Below are 19,605 nucleotides of genomic sequence, written 5' to 3' on the forward strand. Positions count from 1 at the left end.
GGGGACGCATCAGTTGCGGCACCGACCCGCATGACGACGTGAGGAGTTCCCCATGGCAGCGCGTTTCGCCGGGAAGGTCGCCCTGGTCACCGGTGGCGGTTCGGGCATCGGCCGCAACACGGCGCTGGCCTTCGCCCGGGAGGGGGCCACGGTGGTGGTCACCGGGCGGACGGCCGCGACGATCGAGCACACCGTGAAGCTGATCGAGAGCGCGGGCGGTACCGCGTCGGCGGTGGTGGCGGACGTGTCCGTGCCGGCCGACGTGGCGCGGGTCGTGGCGACCACGGCCGAGCGGCACGGCGCGCTGGACATCGCCTTCAACAACGCCGGCACCTTCACGGCGGGCCCGCTCGCGGACGTCCCGGACGAGGAGTTCGCGCGGATCCTGGCCACCAACCTCACCAGTGTCTTCCTGTCGATGAAGCACGAAATCGGCTTCATGAAGGAGCACGGCGGCGGGGTCATCGTCAACAACGCCTCCAACCTGGGGCATGTGACGCTGCCGGGGCTCGGCGCCTACTCGGCGACCAAGGCCGCGGTCTCCCAGCTGACCCGCACCGCGGCGAAGGAGTACATCGCCGACGGCATCCGGATCAACGCGGTCAGCCCTGGCCCGATCGACACCCCGCTGTGGCCGCTGCTGCCCGGCGAGACCGAGGCGCAGCGGGCCGAGCGGATGGCGAACGGGCTGCCGCTGGGCCGCGCCGGGACGCTGGACGAGTGCAGCTCCGCGGTGCTGTGGCTGGCCGCGGCGGAGTCCGGGTTCGCGGTCGGACACGACCTGGTCCTCGACGGCGGCGTCAGCGCCTAGGCACCCCACGGGAACGGACACCCCTCACCGGGAAGGGCATCATGAGCTTTTCGCATCCGCGGGCGCCGCGGGCCATCTACGTACCGCCGGGCGCGGGTCTGAGCCGCTGGGTCTTCGGCGACCGCTACACCATCAAGGCCGATGTGCACACCACGAACGGGGCGCTGGGCCTGATGGAGGGCATCGTGCCGCCCGGTGGCGGGCCGCCGCCGCACATCCACCACAAGGAGGACGAGGCGTTCTACCTCCTCGAAGGGGAGCTGGAGCTGCTCAACGGCGACCGGAAACTGACCGCCGAGGCGGGGTCGTTCGTCTTCGTGCCGCACGGCACCGTGCACGGCTTCAAGAACGTCTCCGACCAGCCCTGCAAGATGCTGATCATGTTCCTCCCGGGCGGGGTCGAGCAGTTCTTCGCCGAGGTCGGGACCCCGGCGGACGAGGACACCCCGCCGCCCCCGCCGGAGCAGTACGAGAACGACGTGGCGAACGCGATGCGGATCGTCGAGAAGTACGGCGCGACATACGTCTGACGCCGTGGCCCGCACACCGTAAGCGAGAGGAACCGCACATGAACCGCCTGCCGCCGCTGATCGACGTCCACCACCACGCGATTCCGCCGGCCTACGCGCAAGCACTGGGGAACCGGGTGGCGATTCCGGGGGTCGACTATCCGACCTGGACGCCGGAGGAAAGCCTCGCGGTGATGGACCGCAACGGGATCGCCACCGCGGTGCTGTCGATCACCGCACCCGGCGTGACCTTCCTCGACGGCGACGAGGACCCGTCCGCGGCCCGCCGGATGGCCCGTACGGTCAACGAGTACTTCGCCGGGCTGATCGAGGCGCACCCGGACCGGTTCGCGGCCTTCGCGGTGCTGCCGCTGTCCGACCCGGCCGCCGCCAAGGACGAACTCGCCTACGCGGTGGACGAGTTGAAGCTGGACGGCGCCGGGGTGCTGACCAGCTACCAGGGGCGCTACCTGGGCGACCCGGCGTTCGAGCCGGTACTGGCCGAGCTGGCCGAGCGCGGGGTGCCGGTGCACGTGCACCCCGGGACCCCGCCCACCCGGGACCTGGCGACCTTCGATCTGCCGCCGTCGCTCTACGAGTTCACCTTCGAGACCACGCGCACGGTGGCCAGCCTGCTGTTCAACGGGGTGCTGGACCGGCTGCCGGAGCTGAAGATGATCGTGTCGCATGCGGGCGGCACCCTGCCGTTCCTCGCGCAGCGGCTGACGTACGGGCCGACCATCGGCCGGTACCTCACCGAGCGGGCGCCCGCGGACGTCATCGGCACCCTGCGCCGGCTCTATTACGACATCGCGATGTCCGCCAATGAATTCGCCCTGCCGGCGCTGCAGAAGCTGGCCGATCCGGAGCGGATCCTCTACGGCAGCGATTTCCCGTTCATGCCGGCCGCGCACACCGCGGAGAACACCGCCGGTTTCGCGGAATACGACGGCTGGGGCGAGGAAGAGCGGGCGGCCGTCGGACGCACCAACGCCCTCGCCCTCTTCCCGCGGCTGGCGGCACTCTCCGGCTGACCTCGCAGGAACGCCCGGACAACCGCGGAGTTGACCTAGTCGCGCCCACTTGACGGAGTGGGCGCGCCCGCGTTGTCGCACCTTCCCGTCCGCGCCGAGACTCGGCGGTGGATCAGTCGTTCTCACGCCCCGGTGAATTCCCGGCAATCGATCTACCTCACCCCTGAATTCACCGGGCCGCCGCATTCACGGACGGGATTTCCTCGATGTCCACTCAGTCGTTTTCCAGCACCTGGCGCACGGGCACCCGCGCCTTCGGGTGGGACAGCCTCACCCGGGCCGAGCTGCGGGTCGCCCGGCTGGTCGCGGAGGGGCTCACCAACCGCGCGGTCGCCCGGCGGCTGGGCATCTCGCCGCACACCGTCGACACCCACTTACGGCACACCTTCACCAAGCTGGACATCGGCTCCCGGGTGGAGCTGACCCGGTACGTGGTGCTCCATGACGTCCCCGGCGCCGGCGAGGGCCGTGAGGCCGCGTAGTGTCCACCACCACGCAGCTCTCCCCGCAGGCCGCGCCCGCCGCCGCGCGGCCCGCACCCGGGACCGCGCCCGCCGGCCGTACGGCTGCCGGGCTGCCGTCCCTCCATCTCGCGGCCGCCGTCGGCAACGCCGACTGGCACCTCACCGCGCCCCTGCTCGGGGTGCTCGCCGCCGCGCTGCACACGGACCTGGCCACCGTCACGGCCGCGATCGGCGCCTACTCCCTCGGCCAGGGCCTGGCGCTGCCGCTCTGGGGCCGACTCTCCGACCGGTTCGGCCCGCGCCGGGCGCTGCGCTGGGGGCTGGCGGTGGCCGCGCTGTCCGCCGCGGTGGCCGCGGTGGCCGGCGATCCGCGGCTGTGGGTCGCCGCCCGGGCCGCCTGCGGCGCCGGCTTCGCCGCGGTCGCGCCCTGCGCCGGGCTCTACCACGACGCCCTGGGCGCCTTCGCCGACCGCCGGCGCGCCTATGCCCGGATGATGACCCTGACCTCCGCGGTCGCCGTCGGCGCCCCGCTGCTGGCCGGTCTCGCGGCCCGATTCACCAGCTGGCGGGCGGTGTTCGCGGTGGTCGCCCTGCTCGCCGCGGTGCTGGCCCGGCACACCCGCGCGCTGCCGCCGATGGCCGCCCCCGCTCCCGTACGGGCCCGCGGCCCACGGCTGCGGTCGCTGCGTCTGCTGCGGACCCGCGGGCTGTGGACACTGGCCGGGCTCGGCGTGGCCGAGGGGCTGGTGCTGCTCGGGGTGCCCGCGCTGCTCGCCCCCACGCTGACCGCGGTCGGCGCCGGCGACCGGGCCGGGCTGCTGGTCACGGTGGTGTACGGCGCGAGCGTCTGCGCCGGTTCGGTCGCGGTGCGGCACCTGCCCGGGCGCGGCCGACCGCGGGTGCTGCTCGCGGCGGGCGGCGCCTCGGGGCTGCTGGCGACGGTGCTGCTGGCGGTGCGCCCGGCCGTGCCGGTGGTGTTCGCCGCGGCCGTCCTGCTGGGCCTGGCCTGGGGCCCGCTGCACACCACCCTGCAGACCTGGGCGCCCCGGCTGCTGGCGCCCGGCGCCCGCGGTACCGCCGCATCGGTGCTGGCCATGTCCGGTGTGCTGGCCTGCGCCGCGGGCGTGGCGCTGGCCGCCCCGCTGGTCGAACGGGGCGCGCTCACCGCGCTGTTCGGGATGCTGGCCGGGTTCGCCGCGGTACTGACGGCGCTGCTCGCCGGCGCCGCACGGCACCTGACGAAGTAGCCGTTCGTCCGCTGCCGGGCCGCTCACCTGCGCCCTATCGTCGAAGCAGACCGGTGGCGGTACCCGTTGCCGTCCTCCCCCCGGTCCCTGCCGTGCACCGCCGTTCCCCCCGACCCCGCCTCTCCCTCCCGCCCCTCCCCCGCCGCTCCTTCGTCCGTCCCCCGTCCCCGATCCCCCGGAACGCCCGGCCGCCTGCCCTCGTGCGTTGCCGTGAAGGGAGAGCCGAGCCCCATGACGATGCGACAGCACACCCGCGACGGTCTTCAACGCCTGTGCGGTGAGGGAGTTTCGCTCTGGCTCGACGGCCTGGAACGGGACCTGCTGGCGTCGGGCGAACTGGCCAGGATGGCGTCGAAACGGCCGCTGTCCGGGCTGACCACGTCGGGCCACGACCTCCTCGACGCGGTGTCCGGGCCGGCCTACCGGGCCCAGCTCGACGACTTCACCGAGCGCGGCAGCCGCCCCGACGAGGCGGCCCGCCGGCTGCTGGCCGTCGACGCCCGCTGGGGCTGCGACGTCTTCCTGCGCCGCTACCGGGCGAGCGGCGGCCGGTCCGGGCTGGTGTCCGCCGACCCGGTGCCGGTCGTCGAGCGCGCCCTGGCCGCGGAGGCCCGGGCCGCGTGGTGGGCGGTGGACCGGCCCAATCTGCTGCTGAAGCTGCCGGCCACCGACGAGTCGCTGGGCGCGATCGGCGAGCTGGTCGGCGAGGGCATCGGCGTGGACGTCACCCCGGTCTTCTCCGTGCACCGCTACGAACAGGTCCAGGAGGCCCTGTTCACCGGTCTGGAGCGGGCCCGCCGGGCCGGGCTGCGGCTCGACGGCGTCCACACGGCCGTCTCGCTGCCGGTCGCCCCGCTGGACGCCGCGGTCGACGCCCGGCTCGCCGCGGCCGGCGCGCCGGCCGGCCGCCCGCCCATGGGCCGTACCGCGCTCGCCCACGCCCGGCTGGTCTACCACGCGTACGAGCGCGGGCTGGCCCAGGACCGCTGGCGCGCGCTGGCCGCGGCGGGTGCCCGGCCGCCGCGGCTGGTGTGGACCGCCACCGAGGCGCACGGTCCGGCCGGCCCGGACACCCGCTACGCCGACGGCCTGGTGGCCTGGGGCGTGACCAGCGCGCTGACCCGGCGGACGTTGGAGGCGGTGTCCCGGCGGGCCCTGCTGAGCGGTGACACGCTCTCCGGCCGGCACGTCTCGGCCCGCCTCGACCTCGCCGTGCTCACCGAGTTCGGGATCTGCCTGCGGCAGTTGGCGGGCGAGTTGGAGCGGGCCTGGCTGGCCGACCGCCGGGCCGCCTGGGAGGAACTGCGCGAACGCATCGGCAAGCTCCTGGGCGGCCCGGTCGGCTGACCGGTGGCGTGGTCAGGCGGGCTGCGGGGCCGGCCGGCGGCCGGGGAAGTCCGTGCCGGTCAGGGCCAGCAGGGGCGCCGACTTGACCGCGGTCTCCTCGAACTCCGCCTCGGGGCAGGACAGCGCGACGATCGCGCCGCCGGTGCCGTAGCGGACCCGGCCCGGGGTGAGCACGACGGTGCGGATGACGATGCTCAGGTCCGCCGCGCCGGAGAGCGAGAAGTAGCCGATCGCCCCGGAGTAGACGCCGCGCGGTCCGCCCTCCAGCCGGTCGATGATCCGCATCGTGCGGATCTTGGGCGCACCGGTCATCGAGCCACCGGGGAAGGCGGCCCGGACGCAGTCCACCGCCGAGCGTTCCGGGCGGAGCCGGGCGCGGACGGTGCTGACGAGCTGGTGCACGGTCTCGTAGCTCTCCACGCGGAAGATGTCGTCGGCCCGGACGCTGCCCGGTTCGGCGCAGCGGCCCAGGTCGTTGCGGACCAGGTCGACGATCATCAGGTTCTCCGAGCGGTCCTTCTCGTCGGCCCGCAACTGGTCGCGGAGCGCGGCGTCCTCGGCGGGGGTGGCGCCGCGCGGCCGGGTGCCCTTGATGGGCCGGGATTCGGCGATCCGGTCCGCGCCGACGCGGAGGAACCGTTCCGGCGAGGTGCTCAGTACGGCCGTCCCGCCGAAGGCGAGCAGCGCCCCGAACGGCGCCGGGCTGACCCGCCGCAGCGTCCGGTAGGCGTCCCAGGCGTCGAGGTCCCCGTCCGCCTCGGCCATGTTGGTCAGGCACACCTCGTAGGTCTCGCCGGCGGCGATCTCCTCCTGGCACTCCTCGATCAGCCGGAGGTACCGCGCCCGGTCGTGCCGCAGCCGCAGGTCACGCAGCGGCTGCGGGGCGGCCGGCGGGGCGGGGGTGCGGCCGGCCAGTGCGGTGATCCGCCGGGCGGTGTCCGCGAGCCAGGTGCGGGCGGCGTCCGCGTGCCCGTCCTCGGCGAGGGCGAGCAGATAGGTGGTGCCGTGCAGATGGTCGAGGACGACGGCGCGGTCGGCGAAGACCATGGTGGCGTCCGGTTCCGTCGAGCGGTGCGCCCGCTCGCCGCCGCACTGCGCCTTGAGCTCGTAGCCGAGGTAGCCGACCCAGCCGAGCGCGAAGTCACAGGGCAGCTCGGGCCGTTGGACGTCCAGGCCGCGCAGGTCGCGGTCCAGCCACTCCAGGAACGGCTGGTGGCTGACCGTGGTGGTGCCCGCGCCGGTGACGGTGACCGTGGTGGTGGTGACGTCGGCGTGCGCGACCCGGGCGAGCGGGCCGGCGGCGTTCCCCATGACGGAGAACCGTCCGCGGCCGGCGTCCTGGCGGGAGGCGTCCAGCCAGTAGGCGTACGGCCCGCCGCGGAAGAGCGCGTCGAAGACCACCTCGTCGGCCGCGCGGGTGGGCACGGTCTCGACCAGGACCTCCAGGCGGCGCGGCGGGCGGGCGTCGTCCGCGGCCGGCGGGGCCGCGGGGGTGAGCGACGCCCGTGGCCGGGCCGGCCGGTGGGCGCGGGCCAGCTCGACGAAGTTGCGGATCAGCCGGTGGCCGTCCGCGGTGCAGATGGACTCGGGGTGGAACTGGACGCCCCACAGGGGGCGGTGGCGGTGGCGCAGCGCCATCAGCACCCCGTCCGGGGTCCAGGCGGTCGCCTCCAGTTCGGCGGGCAGGTCCGTGACGGTCAGCGAGTGGTAGCGCACGACCTCGGTGGGCGAGGGGATGCCGGCGAACAGTCCGGTGCCGTCGTGGAGTACGGGGGAGGTGCGGCCGTGCCGGGGCTCGGGGGCGCGGCGGACGGTGCCGCCGTACCAGTGGGCCAGGCCTTGGTGGCCCAAACAGATGCCCAGCAGCGGCAGTTCGCAGGTCTGCACGATCTCGCGGCAGATGCCGAAGTCGGCGGCGCGTTCCGAGGTTCCGGGCCCGGGCGAGAGCACGACGGCGTCGAAGTCGTCGAGCATCTCGGGGCGCCAGTCCGGGTCGTCGTTGCGGATCACCACCGGCTGCTCGCCGGTGACGTCGGCCATCTGGTGGACGAGGTTGTAGGTGAAGGAGTCGTAGTTGTCGACCAGGAGGATGCGCATCAGGCGGCCACCACCTGGAGGAGCAGGTGCTCGACGGTGTCCGGGCCGTCCTGGATCTCCCGTCGGCGCCGGGTGAGCAGTTTCCGGCCGGTCTCCTCGGCCAGGCCGTACAGCACGTCCAGGTCCCCGCGGCTGCTGAAGTGGAGGTAGGCGCTGCCGCCCGGTGTGGTCCACCGGGGTGCCTCGGCGAGGTACCGGCGGTGGGCCTCGTAGCCGGGGTCGACGTAGGCGCATTCCTGGGCGGTGCGGTAGCGGTAATCGGCCGGTGCGAGCACGTAGTTGGAGTGCCAGAAGACCAGGTCGAAGCGCTCGTGCGGGGGCAGGGCCGCGAAGAGGTCGCTGTAGACGGCGCGCAGCCGGTCGTCGACGCCGTGCCGGCGGGCGTTGCGGGCGGTGTTGCGCACGGCCTGCGGGTTGATGTCGGAGGCCACCACCCGGTCGCAGCCCATCAGCGCCGCCATCACCGCGACGACGCCGGTGCCCGACCCGATTTCCAGCAGGGAGCCGCGGCGGGGCAGCTGCACCTCCTCGAAGCAGCCGAGGAATTCCAGCGAAACACCGCTGGAGGGCGCGTAGTTGGGGGCGAAGACCTCGTCGAGGAGGTCCCATTCGCGGCCCCGGAGGGTGAAGACGCTCGGCCGGTCCGCGCGGGTGCGGGCGCGCTCACTGCGTTCGAGCGAGCGGGTGTAGTCCTGTACTGCTGCACGCATCATGGTCCCCCGTGCCGTTGACATTGTGGCCGGTACGGCTCTCTTGCCGCACCGGGTGCCCACTCTGTCCCACGCAGACCTTTGGCCAGAAGGTCACCGGACAACACACTCCGGGGCCCCGGCCGGTGTCCTGAACACCCTCGACCGGACGGATTTGTTCCAGGTCCGCTGGGTAAACGTCTTCCTTCGAGCCATTGGCTCAGTCCAACGTTGACTGCCCCGGCCCGACCCTCTACGTTCGGTCCAGGCGCGAAGGGGGATTCGCCATGCGGGGGGGTTGTTTGTGATTTCGCGTCCTGAGACGGCTGCCGAAGTGGTCGCCGTCCTCGAACTGCTCGCGCAGGAAGCCCCGCCCAGCGCCTTCGACGCCCTCGTCCATGAGGCCCGGACCGCCGGCGCCCCGGCCGAACACCTCGCCCAGCTCTCCCGCGCCCGTGATCTCGGGTTACGCGTCCAGGCCCTCTTCCAGCACCGCGAACAGCGCGAGGCCGGCCTCAACGCCCTGGTCGAGACGGCCCGCGACCTCACCCTCCCGTACACGCTCCACGCGCTGCTGAAGGTGATCACCCGGCGGGCCCGGCTGCTGCTGCACGTGGACATGTCCTACATCAGCTTCCCGGCCGAGACGGACGGCGACCCGGGCGGCGACTTCTACGTCCACACCGCGGACGGCCAGACCACCGCGCTGACCGAGGGCATGCCGGTGCCCGGCGCGTCCGGGCTGACCTCGGACGTCCAGGGCGGGTCGGCCCCGTTCTGGAGCCCGGACTACCTCTCCGACGAGCGCATCGCGCACTCCGAACTCATCGACGGGGTGGTGCGCGCCGAGGGGCTGCGCGCGGTCCTGGCGGTCCCGCTGCGGCACGCCGACTCGTTCCTCGGGGTGCTGTACTGCGCCGACCGCAAGGTCCGGCACTTCACCCCGGACGAGATCGCGCTGATGACCTCGCTCGCCGACCTGGCGGCGGTGGCGATCGAGAAGTCCCGCACCCTCAACACCGTCCAGGCCGAGATCGCCGAGCTCGAACTCGCCGTGTCCGCGGCCAAGTCCGGCCTGGCCGAGGCGTTACGCGGCCAGGACGCGCAGGCCCGGCTGACCGGACTGCTGCTGGAGGGCGGCGATCTGCACGCCCTGGCCCAGCTGGCCGGTGAGGAGCTGGAGGCCGCGGTGCTGGTCGTCGGGCCGGACGGGGCCACCCTCGCCCCGGCCGGCGAACGGCCCGGCCCGGAGCCCGAGGTGCTGGCCCGGGCCGCCCTCGACGCGCACCACCACCACCGGCCGGCCCGGCTGCCGGACGGCACCTGGGTCGCCCCGGTCGCGGCCGGCGCCGAGGACCTGGGCACGCTCGTGGTCCGGCCGTCCGGCACCGCCGAGGTCGATCAGCGGCTGCTGGAGCAGACCGCCCGCACCGCCGCCGTCATGCAGCTGATGCTGCGCAGCACGACCATCGCCGAGAGCCAGATCCGCGACGCCTTCTTCGACGATCTGCTCACCGTCCCGCACGGGCAGACCGAGCAACTCCAGGAGCGGGCCCGCCGGCTCTCCATCGACCTGGGCCGGCCGCACGTCGTGGTGGTGGCCCGGCCCGAGGGCGGCGCCCAGGGCCGGGCGCTGATCTGGGCCTCGTCGTACACCTACCGGATGGGCGGGCTGCGCAGCATCCGGGACGGGGTGATCTCGCTGCTGCTGCCGGGCGAGGACGCGGGCGCCGCCGCCAAGGCGGTCTCCGACGCGCTCACGCCGCTGCTCGACCACCCCGTCACGGTCGGCGCCGCGGGCCCGTTCACCGGCCTGGAGCCGGTGCGCCCGGCGTTCCAGGAGGCGATGCGATGTCTGGACGCGCTGGCCGCGCTGGACTGCCACGGCACCACCGCCTCCGCCCGCGACCTGGGCTTCCTGGGCGTACTGCTGGGTGACGTACGGGACGTCTCCGGCTTCATCGAGGACGCCATCGGCCCGGTGCTGGCCTACGACGCCCAGCGGTTCACCCAGCTCGTGCAGACCCTGGAGGCGTACTTCGACGCCGGCGGCAGCCCGACGTACGCGGCCGAGGTGCTGCACGTCCACCCCAACACCGTCTCCCGGCGCCTGGAGCGGATCACCGAACTCCTCGGCCCGGACTGGCAGAAGCCCGCCCAGACCCTGGAGATCCAGCTCGCCCTGCGCCTCCAGCGGGTGCGCGGCGCGCTCCGCCCGTACGACGACGGGCCCGCGGCACCGCCGCCGGTCCACCGCCCGCTGCCCTGAGGCCCGGCCGGGACCGGATCGCCGCTCACCCGGCCCGCTGCACGCTCTCCACACCACCCAGGATGCGGACCGCGTGCGCGGCCGAGGCCAGCGTGGTGTGCCGGTGCCAGCCCTCGTACGACCGGCCCTCGAAGTCCATCAGGCCCACCTGCGAGGAGACTTCGACGACGTCCCGGTCCACCCGCAGCGCCAGTTTGCCCAGTCGCAGCACCCGGCCGGGGGTGGCCCCGCGCAGATCGCTCAGCCAGTAGTGGCCGGGCCAGCCGCGCGCCGCGTCCCACTCGCCGGCCAGCAGGAACGGCCGGTTCCCCGGCACCCCGGCGAGCTGCACCCGGACGCCGGCGACCTGGGTGCGGCGCACCGCCCCGGCCAGCGGGTCGTACCAGTCGACCGGCCGGCGCAGGGTGCGGACCATGTGCAGCAGCTGCTGGGCGGAGAACTCCCGGCCGCCCAGGCCCGGCAGCGCCGGATCGGCCGGCACGACCCGGGTGGTCCCGGAGGCGACGGCCACCAGCGGCAGCCCGGTCTCCGCGAACCGCTGGACAGCCTCGGGGAGTTCGGCGCCGGGCAGGTCCAGGACGACCGGCCGGGCACTGACGCCCCATCCGCCGCCGATCCCGGTGACCGTTGCCGCGGCGGCTCCCACCGGGGTCGCCGCGAGCCGCTCGTCCGGTGCGCCGCCGTCCTGGTCACCGGACCCGAGCAACTGCCAGTCGACCGGGACGGCGGCGTGCGCGGTGGCGGCCCAGGCCCCCAGCGCCTGCTGGCCGTTGACGACCTGGCCGAGCCAGGGGATGTAGCGCCGCTCGACGCCGACGGAGTGGTGCCCGGCCTTGGGGATGACGATCGGCCGCACCACCCAGGCCTCCGGGCGCAGCACCTGCTCGACGTAGCGGGCCAGCGCCGCGCGCATCGGCCGCCAGTGCCAGGTGGACGAGCTGATGAAGTGGTGCAGGCTCTGCTCGGCGGTGCGGCCGCCGACGAAGGAGGCGATGTTGCGGATCGACTTGCGGCCCTGCGCGGACAGCAGGCCGCGCAGGTACTGTTCGCCCTTGCGCCGCTGGTCACTTCGGGCCAGCGAGGCGAAGAGCATCCCGCCCAGCTCGTCGACCAGCGCGTCCGACGCCCGCTCGGGCGGTGCGTAGACGGAACGGGCCGCCCGTCGCGCACGGCCGCGGCCGAACGCGACGGCGTCGACCACGGCGGCGACGGCCGCTGCCGGCTCCGCCGGGCCGGCGGTACGGGTGATACGGGTCTCGGGTGCGGACGCCTCGACGGCGCGCGTGGACGTCTGGCTCGCGTACGTGGTGGCTTCGGGCGCCTCGCCCGCTCGGGCAAGGACGGTGGACCGGGCTCCCATCGGACTCCCCCTTCATCCGGTTCGTGGAGTCCACCCTGCGGTCCCGCTTCCCCCGGCGCCCAGGTGTGCCCGGCACACACCTTCGCCCTCCTCGTGCCTACCGGACCACCGACAACGTCGCTGGCCAGCGCGTTTTCCACAGAAGAAGGGTGGTGACCGCGTCACCACCCTTCCCCCGCGTCGCCCGGAACGTCAGCCTCCGGCCCCCACCGGCTCCGCCCCCGCGGCGACCGCGCCCGGCCCGGACCCGTCCCCCGGTCGGTCCCCCTCCGCCGTGCGCGCGACCTCGGCCGCGACCATCTTCTCCATCGGGTCGGCACAGCTGCCGCCGGCCAGGAACATCGCCACCAGGATGGCCACGACCGTCATGACGGTGCCCAGCCAGACCATCGTCTCCACAGGCAGGGTGTACGCCCCGATCACCTTCAGGACGCACTCGGTCAGCAGCGTGGCCCCCCAGATCACCGAGAACCGCCGCTCGGCCCGCCGGAACGCCGCGGATTCCGCCAGCAGCCGGTCCCAGGCGGCATCCCCGGCCGCGCTGCCCTTCGTCACGAAGGGCTTGAGACCGGCCGTCATCAGCGGCCGCTTCGTCCGCACGGACAGCAGGATCACGATCCCGATGGTGCTGCTCACCGCGCTGTCCTTGGCCATCATCAGCCGCGCGTCACCGGCCACCGCGGTCATCGCCAGCCCGACCACGTTCACCACGAGGATCAGCAGCGCCAGGCCGTTGACCCGGCGGCTGGCGACCAGGTCCCACACGGTCCGCAGCGCCGGCACCACACTGCTCCAGCCCAGCGCCGCCACCGTGCTGAGCCCGAAGCCGTCCTTGAGGACGTAGTACGAGGCGATCGGGATCCCCGCGTCCACGATCAGCGGAACGAAGCTCCGCAGCACGTCCTTCCCCGACATCTCCCGCTTGCCCGGCTCCCCCGACGTGCCCGGTTCCCCCGGCTTGCCCTCGGCGACGTACTGCTTCGAACTCACGGCTTTCTCCCCCAAGTTGTGACGGTGACCAACTGACGGCGGCCCCCGGTGCCGACCTCGGCGTCACCGTCCTCCGCGACGCCCTCAGCTTCCCGCACGGCCCCACCCGGCCGACAGCCCCGTCTGTCCCGCCTTCACCGTGACATTTGTCAGTGCGGGAAGGCCCACCCCGCCGGACCGGCCTCGGTTGACGTCCACGTCGAGGCCCGGCGCCGTACCCGGAGCGTGCCGCGGTCAGTTGCGGGCGACGCGCAGCGCATCGCCCAGCGCCTCGGCAAGCCGCCGCGAAAGATAACGGAACTCACGGTCCGGCACCTTCGGATCGGCATGCATCGCCCGCGCATGGCGCAGCAGCTCCTCGCCGATGTCCAGCTGCATCTCCTCGATGCTGTCGGCGAGGTCGGACACCGGTCCGCCCGCACCGTCGGTGATCAGGAAACAGGACCGGTCGTCCGGCGTGGTCCAGGGCAGCAGCCTCATCCGTGGGCCGTCGCCCTCGGCAGCATCGGACAGACCCGAACGCTCGGAAAGTTCGGATCCTGGTGGTTCGTTCATCATGCGGACAAGCATCTGCGCGCGCATCTAGCCTGGCCACAGGAACGGCGCGACTGTGCGTCACCACGCGGCAACTGTGCGAGGTGTGCGATGCCCCACAACGACGAACCCCCCGTCACCCTCAGGATCTTCGGGAAGCAGTCCCGCTTCCTGCGGGAACAACGCGAGATGACACGCCGTGAGCTGGCCGGCCTCATCCCGTACTCCGAGTCCCTCATCGCGATGGTCGAACGCGGCGAGCGACCACCGAAGCCGGGTTACGTCGACGCGGTGGACCAGGCGCTCGGCGCGAACGGCGTGCTGCGCGTACTGATCCCCGACGTCGCGGAAAAGCATCACCCGGCGTGGGCGGAGGAGTACGTGAACCTCCAGGCGGAGGCGCTGGCGCTGCATGTCTACTCGACGCACTTCCTGCACGGACTGTTGCAGACGGAGGATTATGCGCGGGCGGTGTTCCGGAGCGTACGCCCGAGCATGGAGGACGAGGAGATCGAGCGGTCCGTACAGGCTCGCCTGGCAACGCAGTCCCTGCTGACCCGTAAGCCGGCCTGCCGTATGACGTTCGTCCTGGAGGAGCCGGTGCTCCAGCGAAAGATCGGCGGACCGGCCGTCTGGGAAGGAGAGTTGAGGAACCTCCTCAAGCTGTCCGAGCTGCACAACATTCAACTCCAGGTCATGCCGCTCGCCCGGGAGACCCACGCGGGGATGGATGGTCCGATGACGCTGCTGGAAACACCGGACCATCACACGATCGGTTACGTCGAAGGTCACCGCGGTAGCTACTTCCTTACGGAGCCGGACGATGTCAGCGTAATGAGTCATGTGTACGGCACACTCCGTTCTCAGGCCCTCGATGCCGAGGCGTCGCGAGACCTCATTCACCGTCTGCTGACAGGAGACGCACGAGCATGAACACCGAACTGGCTTGGTTCAAGAGCAGCTACAGCGGTGGCACCGGCGAAGCCTGCATCGAAGTCGCCGTCGCCTGGCGGAAGTCGAGTCACAGCGGCGGACAGGGCGAAGCCTGCATAGAGGTCGCCACCTGCCCCCACACCATCCACATCCGCGACTCCAAGGACACCGCGCTCCCCCACCTCACCGTCACCCCCGCCGCCTGGGCGTCCTTCCTCGCGTACGCGCAGGTCGCACCGGAAGCCGTCTGAGCGGACACCGGTGGGGCGGCACCAGGCTCCGCCCCACCGGCCGCCGGTGACCCGGCCGACTACCAAAGAACCCGGGGAGAGAACCCCACCCACCCACCGCCGCCCTCGCCGCCCAACTCCTCACCCCATTGGGTGACTTGAGCGCGAAGGCGTCCGGAATGCGGTTACGCTCGCCGCACAACCCCACAACTCCACATGGAAACGGCCCTCGGCGGGACGGCAATCCCAACCCGAGGGCCTGATCACAAGGAAGAAACGGCTTCCCGATGACTTCAGCGCAGTCTAACGCGCCCACACCCGCGCCCTCATGCCCTTCCAGCGGCGTCATCCACATCCGTACGCGCCAGACGTCCCACTTCACCGTCCTCGCCAACCGCCTTGCGCAGCGCGCCGGTAGCGCGGTCACGGTCGGCGTCGCCGCGTACATCTTGTCCCTCCCCGATGGCGCGCCCATCACCATCGCCGCCCTCTGTACGCACTTCGCCGAGGGCAAGAAAGCCATCGCCGACGCATTACGCGAGCTGGAGGACGAGGGCTGGCTGGAGCGCCGTATCGAGCGCGGGCCGGGCGGCCGGATCATCACGCGGACCTTCACGTACGACCTGCCGGGCGCGGCGCCGGAGGAGCCGACGAACGACCAGGAGACGGAGGGCGGGCCGCACCCCGTACCGGAGCCCGCCGAGCCCCCGCAGCCGATGCCGGAAGCCGCCCCCGAGGCCACCGACCTCCTCACTCGCCTCCCCCACCGCGACCGCCGCCTCCTCCTCTCCGAGCGGGAGATCACGGCGCTCGCCCCGGCCGTCACGGACTGGCTCGATCGCGGGGCGGCCCCACAGGAGATCACCGAAGCCCTGACCAGCGGCCTCCCCGCACGCCTCAACCGCCGCCCGGCCCGTCTCCTCGCCCACCGGCTCGCCGCCCTGCGGCCACCGGCCCGTACGGGCCCACCCCCACACCCCGACCGGTCACGCCCACCGGTCGTCCCCCTCCAGAACTGCGACGGCTGCGACCACGCCTTCCGCGCCGACCGGCCCGGGCGCTGCCGCGGCTGCCGTGCCCCGGCCGAGGCGCGACAAGCCGCCTGAACGGGCCACCCGCCGACCATCACCAACCCACATGAGCGGCCAAGGCCGTAGCCTGAAAGGACAAGGACAGGATGAGTTCCGCACTTGCGAAGAGGGAGGCGCCCATGACGTCTTCACCCCCCGAGGACGAGCAGCACTCCACCGCTGCCCGCAAGCCCACACATCCGCTGCGCACCATTCGCGAGATCCGGGATTCGCTGCCCGAGGATCAGCTGCGTCACTTCGACGCCGAACTCGCCGAGACCGACATTGACGACCTCCCCTCGATGCTCACCCGCTGGGCGAAGCTGGGGAACGACGGATTCTTGGACTTCCTGCTCTCGACTCCATTCGAGGGGCTGGAATTCGGCGAGCGATCCTACGACGAGCAGGATGACAGCAAGTGATCTACCTCCTCGACACCAACGTCATCTCCGAAATCTCCGTCAGGCCCAGGCCTGCCCCTGAGGTTGTTTCGTGGGCGAAGTCCCTCCCGTCCGGCAACATGTACCTCAGCGTCATCACCATCGGCGAGATCGAGGCAGGTATTGCCGCCGCGCCCGACAGCAAGCGCCGCGCACACTACGCCCAAGCATTGGATGATTTGCGTCAGGAGTACCAGGACCGCATTGCCCCGATCGACGAGCCGGGGGCGATCGCTTACGTCAAGCTGCACCGCCGGCTCAAGGCGGCCGGCACGAACATTGATCCAGCCGACGCCCTGATCGCTGCGACGGCAATCGCCAACGACTGGGTCGTGGCCCCCCGGAACGCCAAGCACTTCGAGCGCACCGGAGCCACCGTGGTCAATCCTTGGGAGCAGGCCGCATAGGCCGCATAGGCCGCTCAGCCCCCCGGTTACGCCCCCGCCCGCGCCCGCCGCTCCGTGGTCGCGATCGTGGCCGAGCCGACGACCCGGGTGCCGTCGTAGAGGACGATGGCCTGGCCGGGGGCGACGCCGCGGACCGGCTCGGTGAAGGTCACCCGCAGCTCGGTGCCGTCGACCAGCTCCGCGGTGACCTCGGTCTCGCCGCCGTGGGCGCGCAGCTGCGCGGTGTACGTGGCGGGGCCGGCCGTCGGCGGGCGGCCGCACCAGCGGGGGCGGATCGCGGTGAGACCGGTGACGTCGAGGGACTCGACGGGGCCGACCGTGACGGTGTTGTCGACCGGGGAGATGTCGAGGACGTAGCGCGGCTTGCCGTCCGGGGCCGGGTGGCCGATCCGCAGGCCCTTGCGCTGGCCGATCGTGAAGCCGTACGCGCCCTCGTGGCTGCCGAGGCGGTTGCCGGCCTCGTCGACGATGTCGCCGGGGGCCGTGCCGAGGCGCTTGGCGAGGAAGCCCTGGGTGTCGCCGTCGGCGATGAAGCAGATGTCGTGGCTGTCCGGCTTCTTGGCGACGAACAGTCCGCGCCGGGCGGCCTCCTCGCGGATCTCCGCCTTGGTCGTCTCGGTGTCGCCGAGCGGGAACAGGGCGTGCGCCAGCTGGCGGTCGTCGAGGACGCCGAGGACGTAGGACTGGTCCTTGGCCATGTCGGAGGCGCGGTGCAGCTCACGGCTGCCGTCCGGCCGCACCACGACCGTGGCGTAGTGGCCGGTGCACACCGCGTCGAAGCCGAGGGCCAGCGCCTTGTCCAGCAGCGCGGCGAACTTGATCTTCTCGTTGCAGCGCAGGCAGGGGTTCGGGGTCCGTCCGGCCTCGTACTCCGCGATGAAGTCGTCGACGACGTCCTCGCGGAACCGCTCGGCGAGGTCCCAGACGTAGAAGGGGATGCCGATGACGTCGGCGGCGCGGCGGGCGTCGTGCGAGTCCTCGATCGTGCAGCACCCGCGGGCGCCGGTGCGGAAGGACTTCGGGTTCTCGGAGAGGGCGAGATGCACACCGGTCACGTCGTGGCCGGCCTCGGCGGCGCGGGCGGCGGCGACGGCGGAGTCGACACCGCCGGACATGGCGGCGAGTACGCGGAGGCGGCGGGGGGCGTCATCAGTCATAGCCAGTCCAGAGTAGACGGAACCGCTGACAGTCCGGAAAGCGTTAAGCAGCGCATGGGGAAGAGCAGGGTCGGGGAGCCGGCCGCGGAGCAGCGGGACGAGGCTGCAGGAGAGCAGGACGAGGCCGCAGAACGGCTGGACGGGGCGCAGACGGGGCCACAGGCCGGGCGGCGGGGCGGCGCGGCGGGGGTCACCCGGCGGCGGGCGCTGTGGCTGGCGGGCGGCGGGGCGGTGGCCGCCGGGGCCGTGGTGGCGACCGGGTGGGACGAGCTGCGGCACTGGTGGTGGCAGCTGCCGGGGAACGACCTGCCGCGGCGGGCCGGTGAGGTCGACCACCGGGGCGCCCAGTGGGTGGCGGCGTCCGGGGCGAACTACCGTCGGGCGGACCGGCCCGCCGACTACCCCGTCGACCGGGTGGTCATCCACGTCGTCCAGGGCAGCTACGCCACCGCGCTGCGGGTGTTCCGCAACGCCGACCACGAGGCGGCGGCCCACTACGTCGTCCGCAAGGACGGGCACATCGCCCAGATGGTGCGGGAGCTGGACGTGGCGTTCCACGCCGGGAACCGCGGCTTCAACGAGCGGAGCATCGGCATCGAGCACGAGGGCTTCGTCGACCGCCCGGAGGGCTTCACCGACGCCATGTACGAGTCCTCGGCCCGGCTGACCGCCGACATCTGCCGCCGCTACGGCTTCCCGGCCGACCGTGAGCACATCGTCGGCCATGTGGAGGTGCCGGGCACGGACCACACCGACCCCGGCCCGCACTGGGACTGGGACCGCTATCTACGCCTCGTCCGGGCGGCCGGGCCGAGGCCGGAACCCGCCCGGACGGGACACCCTTAGCTCAGCCCCGCGCTCCGGGCGCGTTCGACCACCGGGCCGATGGCCTGTGCCAGCGCCGCCACGTCCTCCGCGGTGGAGGTGTGTCCCAGGGAGAAGCGCAGCGTGCCGCGCGCCAGGTCGGGGGACATGCCCGTGGCCAGCAGGACGTGGCTGGGCTGGGCGACGCCGGCGGTGCAGGCGGAGCCCGTGGAGCAGGCGATGCCCTGGGCGTCCAGGAGGAGCAGCAGGGAGTCGCCCTCGCAGCCGGGGAAGGAGAAGTGCGCGTTGGCCGGCAGCCGGCCGGCCGGGTCCGGGTCGCCGCCGAGGACGGCGTCCGGGGCGGCCGCCCGCACCGCCTTGACCAGGTCGTCGCGCAGCGCGCCGATGTCCCGGGCGAAGTCCGCGCGGTGCGCCACGGCGTGCCGGGCGGCGGCGGCGAAGGCCGCGATGGCGGGGGTGTCGAGGGTGCCGGAGCGCACGTGCCGCTCCTGGCCGCCGCCGTGCAGCACCGGCACCGGGGCGTACTCGCGGCCCAGCAGCAGCGCGCCGATGCCGTACGGGCCGCCGATCTTGTGCCCGGAGACCGTCATCGCGGCCAGTCCGGAGGCGGCGAAGTCGACCTCCAGCTGGCCCACCGCCTGCACCGCGTCGGCGTGCAGCGGGATCTCGAACTCCCTTGCCACCTCGGCGAGTTCACGGACCGGCTGGATGGTGCCGATCTCGTTGTTGGCCCACATGACGGTGGCCAGCGCGACATCGGCGGGGTTGCGGACGATCGCCTCGCGCAGCGCCTCGGCGTGCACCCGGCCGTATGTGTCGACCGGCAGCCACTCGACGCGGGCGCCCTCCTGCTCGGCGAGCCACTCCACGGCATCGAGGACGGCGTGGTGCTCCACGGGGCTGGCGAGCACCCGGTCGCGGGCCGGGTCGGCCGCCCGGCGGGACCAGTACAGGCCCTTGACCGCGAGGTTGTCGGCCTCGGTGCCGCCCGCCGTGAAGACGATCTCACTCGGACGTGCGCCGAGCGAGGAGGCGAGGGATTCCCGCGCCTCCTCAACGGTGCGGCGGGCCCGCCGGCCGTCGGCGTGCAGCGAGGACGCGTTCCCCGTGACGGTCAGCTGGGCGGTCATCGCCTGCACCGCCTCCGGGAGCATCGGGGTGGTGGCGGCGTGGTCGAGGTAAACCATGGTGC

20 protein-coding genes are annotated in these 19,605 nt (G+C 73.0%); 13 read left to right on the plus strand and 7 right to left on the minus strand.

The window, feature by feature from the left end; all coding sequences use genetic code 11:
• Positions 1 to 52: 52 nt before the first annotated feature.
• The 6 genes from V2J85_RS19105 to V2J85_RS19130 all read left to right on the plus strand — a co-directional run bounded on the left by V2J85_RS19105 (position 53) and on the right by V2J85_RS19130 (position 5,412).
• Entirely contained in the window at positions 53 to 811 is a 759-nt protein-coding gene (locus V2J85_RS19105) for an SDR family NAD(P)-dependent oxidoreductase (protein ID WP_261955558.1), read from the plus strand.
• Between the two features lie 41 nt (positions 812 to 852).
• Entirely contained in the window at positions 853 to 1,341 is a 489-nt protein-coding gene (locus V2J85_RS19110) for a cupin domain-containing protein (RefSeq protein ID WP_261955559.1), read from the plus strand.
• A 38-nt stretch (positions 1,342 to 1,379) separates the two neighbouring features.
• On the plus strand, positions 1,380 to 2,354 hold the full coding sequence (locus V2J85_RS19115; RefSeq protein WP_261955560.1) for an amidohydrolase family protein: 975 nt from the start codon (positions 1,380 to 1,382) through the stop codon (positions 2,352 to 2,354).
• A gap of 206 nt (positions 2,355 to 2,560) precedes the next feature.
• Positions 2,561 to 2,836 (plus strand): helix-turn-helix domain-containing protein, encoded by a 276-nt coding sequence (locus tag V2J85_RS19120; protein ID WP_261955561.1) that lies wholly within the window; start codon positions 2,561 to 2,563, stop codon positions 2,834 to 2,836.
• Complete coding sequence (locus V2J85_RS19125) at positions 2,836 to 4,065, plus strand: MFS transporter (protein ID WP_330822281.1); 1,230 nt, start codon at positions 2,836 to 2,838, stop codon at positions 4,063 to 4,065. The genes V2J85_RS19120 and V2J85_RS19125 overlap by 1 nt, the downstream gene beginning before the upstream one ends.
• 231 nt (positions 4,066 to 4,296) lie before the next feature.
• Entirely contained in the window at positions 4,297 to 5,412 is a 1,116-nt protein-coding gene (locus tag V2J85_RS19130) for a transaldolase family protein (RefSeq protein ID WP_261955563.1), read from the plus strand.
• A gap of 12 nt (positions 5,413 to 5,424) precedes the next feature.
• On the opposite strand, the gene pabB is transcribed toward V2J85_RS19130, so the two are convergent.
• Together pabB and V2J85_RS19140 are read right to left on the minus strand one after the other, a co-directional pair.
• The gene (gene pabB / locus V2J85_RS19135; protein WP_330822282.1) at positions 5,425 to 7,509 is read right to left on the minus strand and encodes an aminodeoxychorismate synthase component I; all 2,085 of its coding nucleotides are present in this window, start codon (positions 7,507 to 7,509) and stop codon (positions 5,425 to 5,427) included.
• Positions 7,509 to 8,219, minus strand: a complete 711-nt coding sequence (locus V2J85_RS19140; RefSeq protein ID WP_261955565.1) for a 50S ribosomal protein L11 methyltransferase — start codon at positions 8,217 to 8,219, stop codon at positions 7,509 to 7,511. The genes pabB and V2J85_RS19140 overlap by 1 nt, the downstream gene beginning before the upstream one ends.
• Before the next feature lie 283 nt (positions 8,220 to 8,502).
• Between V2J85_RS19140 and V2J85_RS19145 the strand changes: the two genes are divergently transcribed.
• Positions 8,503 to 10,467, plus strand: a complete 1,965-nt coding sequence (locus tag V2J85_RS19145) for a helix-turn-helix domain-containing protein (protein WP_261955566.1) — start codon at positions 8,503 to 8,505, stop codon at positions 10,465 to 10,467.
• Positions 10,468 to 10,492: 25 nt separating this feature from the next.
• On the opposite strand, the gene V2J85_RS19150 is transcribed toward V2J85_RS19145, so the two are convergent.
• The 3 genes from V2J85_RS19150 to V2J85_RS19160 form a co-directional block, all read right to left on the minus strand.
• The gene (locus V2J85_RS19150; RefSeq protein ID WP_330822283.1) at positions 10,493 to 11,827 is read right to left on the minus strand and encodes an IS701 family transposase; all 1,335 of its coding nucleotides are present in this window, start codon (positions 11,825 to 11,827) and stop codon (positions 10,493 to 10,495) included.
• 192 nt (positions 11,828 to 12,019) lie between these two features.
• Entirely contained in the window at positions 12,020 to 12,742 is a 723-nt protein-coding gene (locus V2J85_RS19155) for a VC0807 family protein (RefSeq protein WP_330822294.1), read from the minus strand.
• A 309-nt stretch (positions 12,743 to 13,051) separates the two neighbouring features.
• On the minus strand, positions 13,052 to 13,375 hold the full coding sequence (locus V2J85_RS19160) for a hypothetical protein (RefSeq protein WP_261955568.1): 324 nt from the start codon (positions 13,373 to 13,375) through the stop codon (positions 13,052 to 13,054).
• An 87-nt stretch (positions 13,376 to 13,462) separates the two neighbouring features.
• Here V2J85_RS19160 and V2J85_RS19165 point away from each other — a divergent pair, with 87 nt between their 5' ends.
• From V2J85_RS19165 to V2J85_RS19185, 5 genes are all read left to right on the plus strand, one after another.
• A complete protein-coding gene (locus tag V2J85_RS19165; protein ID WP_261955569.1) occupies positions 13,463 to 14,284 on the plus strand; it encodes a helix-turn-helix domain-containing protein in 822 nt (273 codons plus the stop codon).
• Positions 14,281 to 14,535, plus strand: a complete 255-nt coding sequence (locus V2J85_RS19170; RefSeq protein ID WP_330822284.1) for a DUF397 domain-containing protein — start codon at positions 14,281 to 14,283, stop codon at positions 14,533 to 14,535. The genes V2J85_RS19165 and V2J85_RS19170 overlap by 4 nt, the downstream gene beginning before the upstream one ends.
• 266 nt (positions 14,536 to 14,801) lie before the next feature.
• On the plus strand, positions 14,802 to 15,620 hold the full coding sequence (locus tag V2J85_RS19175; RefSeq protein WP_330822285.1) for a hypothetical protein: 819 nt from the start codon (positions 14,802 to 14,804) through the stop codon (positions 15,618 to 15,620).
• Positions 15,621 to 15,724: 104 nt separating this feature from the next.
• Entirely contained in the window at positions 15,725 to 16,006 is a 282-nt protein-coding gene (locus V2J85_RS19180; protein WP_261955572.1) for a hypothetical protein, read from the plus strand.
• Positions 16,003 to 16,431 carry a type II toxin-antitoxin system VapC family toxin gene (locus V2J85_RS19185; RefSeq protein WP_330822286.1) on the plus strand — a complete coding sequence of 143 codons (429 nt, stop codon included), beginning with the start codon at positions 16,003 to 16,005 and terminating at the stop codon, positions 16,429 to 16,431. Before V2J85_RS19180 ends, V2J85_RS19185 begins: the two co-directional genes overlap by 4 nt.
• Before the next feature lie 26 nt (positions 16,432 to 16,457).
• On the opposite strand, the gene mnmA is transcribed toward V2J85_RS19185, so the two are convergent.
• Positions 16,458 to 17,588: a tRNA 2-thiouridine(34) synthase MnmA gene (mnmA, locus tag V2J85_RS19190; RefSeq protein WP_261955574.1), complete on the minus strand. Its 1,131-nt coding sequence runs from the start codon at positions 17,586 to 17,588 to the stop codon at positions 16,458 to 16,460.
• A 54-nt stretch (positions 17,589 to 17,642) separates the two neighbouring features.
• On the opposite strand from mnmA, the gene V2J85_RS19195 reads away from it, so the two are divergent.
• Positions 17,643 to 18,434: an N-acetylmuramoyl-L-alanine amidase gene (locus tag V2J85_RS19195; RefSeq protein WP_330822287.1), complete on the plus strand. Its 792-nt coding sequence runs from the start codon at positions 17,643 to 17,645 to the stop codon at positions 18,432 to 18,434.
• Here V2J85_RS19195 and V2J85_RS19200 read toward each other — a convergent pair.
• A complete protein-coding gene (locus V2J85_RS19200) occupies positions 18,431 to 19,600 on the minus strand; it encodes a cysteine desulfurase family protein (RefSeq protein WP_261955576.1) in 1,170 nt (389 codons plus the stop codon). The two genes, V2J85_RS19195 and V2J85_RS19200, sit on opposite strands and share 4 nt — an antisense overlap.
• Positions 19,601 to 19,605: the final 5 nt, after the last annotated feature.

This window comes from Streptomyces bugieae (assembly GCF_036352915.1).
GTDB classification, from domain to species: Bacteria; Actinomycetota; Actinomycetes; order Streptomycetales; family Streptomycetaceae; genus Streptomyces; species Streptomyces endophytica.

What these genes read in the sequence shown, in the direction of transcription:
- V2J85_RS19140 (WP_261955565.1), bottom strand. Translation starts at nt 8,219, where the DNA reads ATGCGTGCAGCAGTACAGGACTACACCCGCTCGCTCGAACGCAGTGAG.
- V2J85_RS19200 (WP_261955576.1), bottom strand. Translation starts at nt 19,600, where the DNA reads ATGGTTTACCTCGACCACGCCGCCACCACCCCGATGCTCCCGGAGGCG.
- pabB (WP_330822282.1), bottom strand. Translation starts at nt 7,509, where the DNA reads ATGCGCATCCTCCTGGTCGACAACTACGACTCCTTCACCTACAACCTC.
- V2J85_RS19110 (WP_261955559.1), top strand. Translation starts at nt 853, where the DNA reads ATGAGCTTTTCGCATCCGCGGGCGCCGCGGGCCATCTACGTACCGCCG.
- V2J85_RS19120 (WP_261955561.1), top strand. Translation starts at nt 2,561, where the DNA reads ATGTCCACTCAGTCGTTTTCCAGCACCTGGCGCACGGGCACCCGCGCC.
- V2J85_RS19130 (WP_261955563.1), top strand. Translation starts at nt 4,297, where the DNA reads ATGACGATGCGACAGCACACCCGCGACGGTCTTCAACGCCTGTGCGGT.
- V2J85_RS19175 (WP_330822285.1), top strand. Translation starts at nt 14,802, where the DNA reads ATGACTTCAGCGCAGTCTAACGCGCCCACACCCGCGCCCTCATGCCCT.
- V2J85_RS19170 (WP_330822284.1), top strand. Translation starts at nt 14,281, where the DNA reads ATGAACACCGAACTGGCTTGGTTCAAGAGCAGCTACAGCGGTGGCACC.
- V2J85_RS19195 (WP_330822287.1), top strand. Translation starts at nt 17,643, where the DNA reads ATGGGGAAGAGCAGGGTCGGGGAGCCGGCCGCGGAGCAGCGGGACGAG.
- V2J85_RS19165 (WP_261955569.1), top strand. Translation starts at nt 13,463, where the DNA reads ATGCCCCACAACGACGAACCCCCCGTCACCCTCAGGATCTTCGGGAAG.
- V2J85_RS19115 (WP_261955560.1), top strand. Translation starts at nt 1,380, where the DNA reads ATGAACCGCCTGCCGCCGCTGATCGACGTCCACCACCACGCGATTCCG.
- V2J85_RS19105 (WP_261955558.1), top strand. Translation starts at nt 53, where the DNA reads ATGGCAGCGCGTTTCGCCGGGAAGGTCGCCCTGGTCACCGGTGGCGGT.
- V2J85_RS19160 (WP_261955568.1), bottom strand. Translation starts at nt 13,375, where the DNA reads ATGATGAACGAACCACCAGGATCCGAACTTTCCGAGCGTTCGGGTCTG.
- V2J85_RS19180 (WP_261955572.1), top strand. Translation starts at nt 15,725, where the DNA reads ATGACGTCTTCACCCCCCGAGGACGAGCAGCACTCCACCGCTGCCCGC.
- V2J85_RS19155 (WP_330822294.1), bottom strand. Translation starts at nt 12,742, where the DNA reads ATGTCGGGGAAGGACGTGCTGCGGAGCTTCGTTCCGCTGATCGTGGAC.
- mnmA (WP_261955574.1), bottom strand. Translation starts at nt 17,588, where the DNA reads ATGACTGATGACGCCCCCCGCCGCCTCCGCGTACTCGCCGCCATGTCC.
- V2J85_RS19150 (WP_330822283.1), bottom strand. Translation starts at nt 11,827, where the DNA reads ATGGGAGCCCGGTCCACCGTCCTTGCCCGAGCGGGCGAGGCGCCCGAA.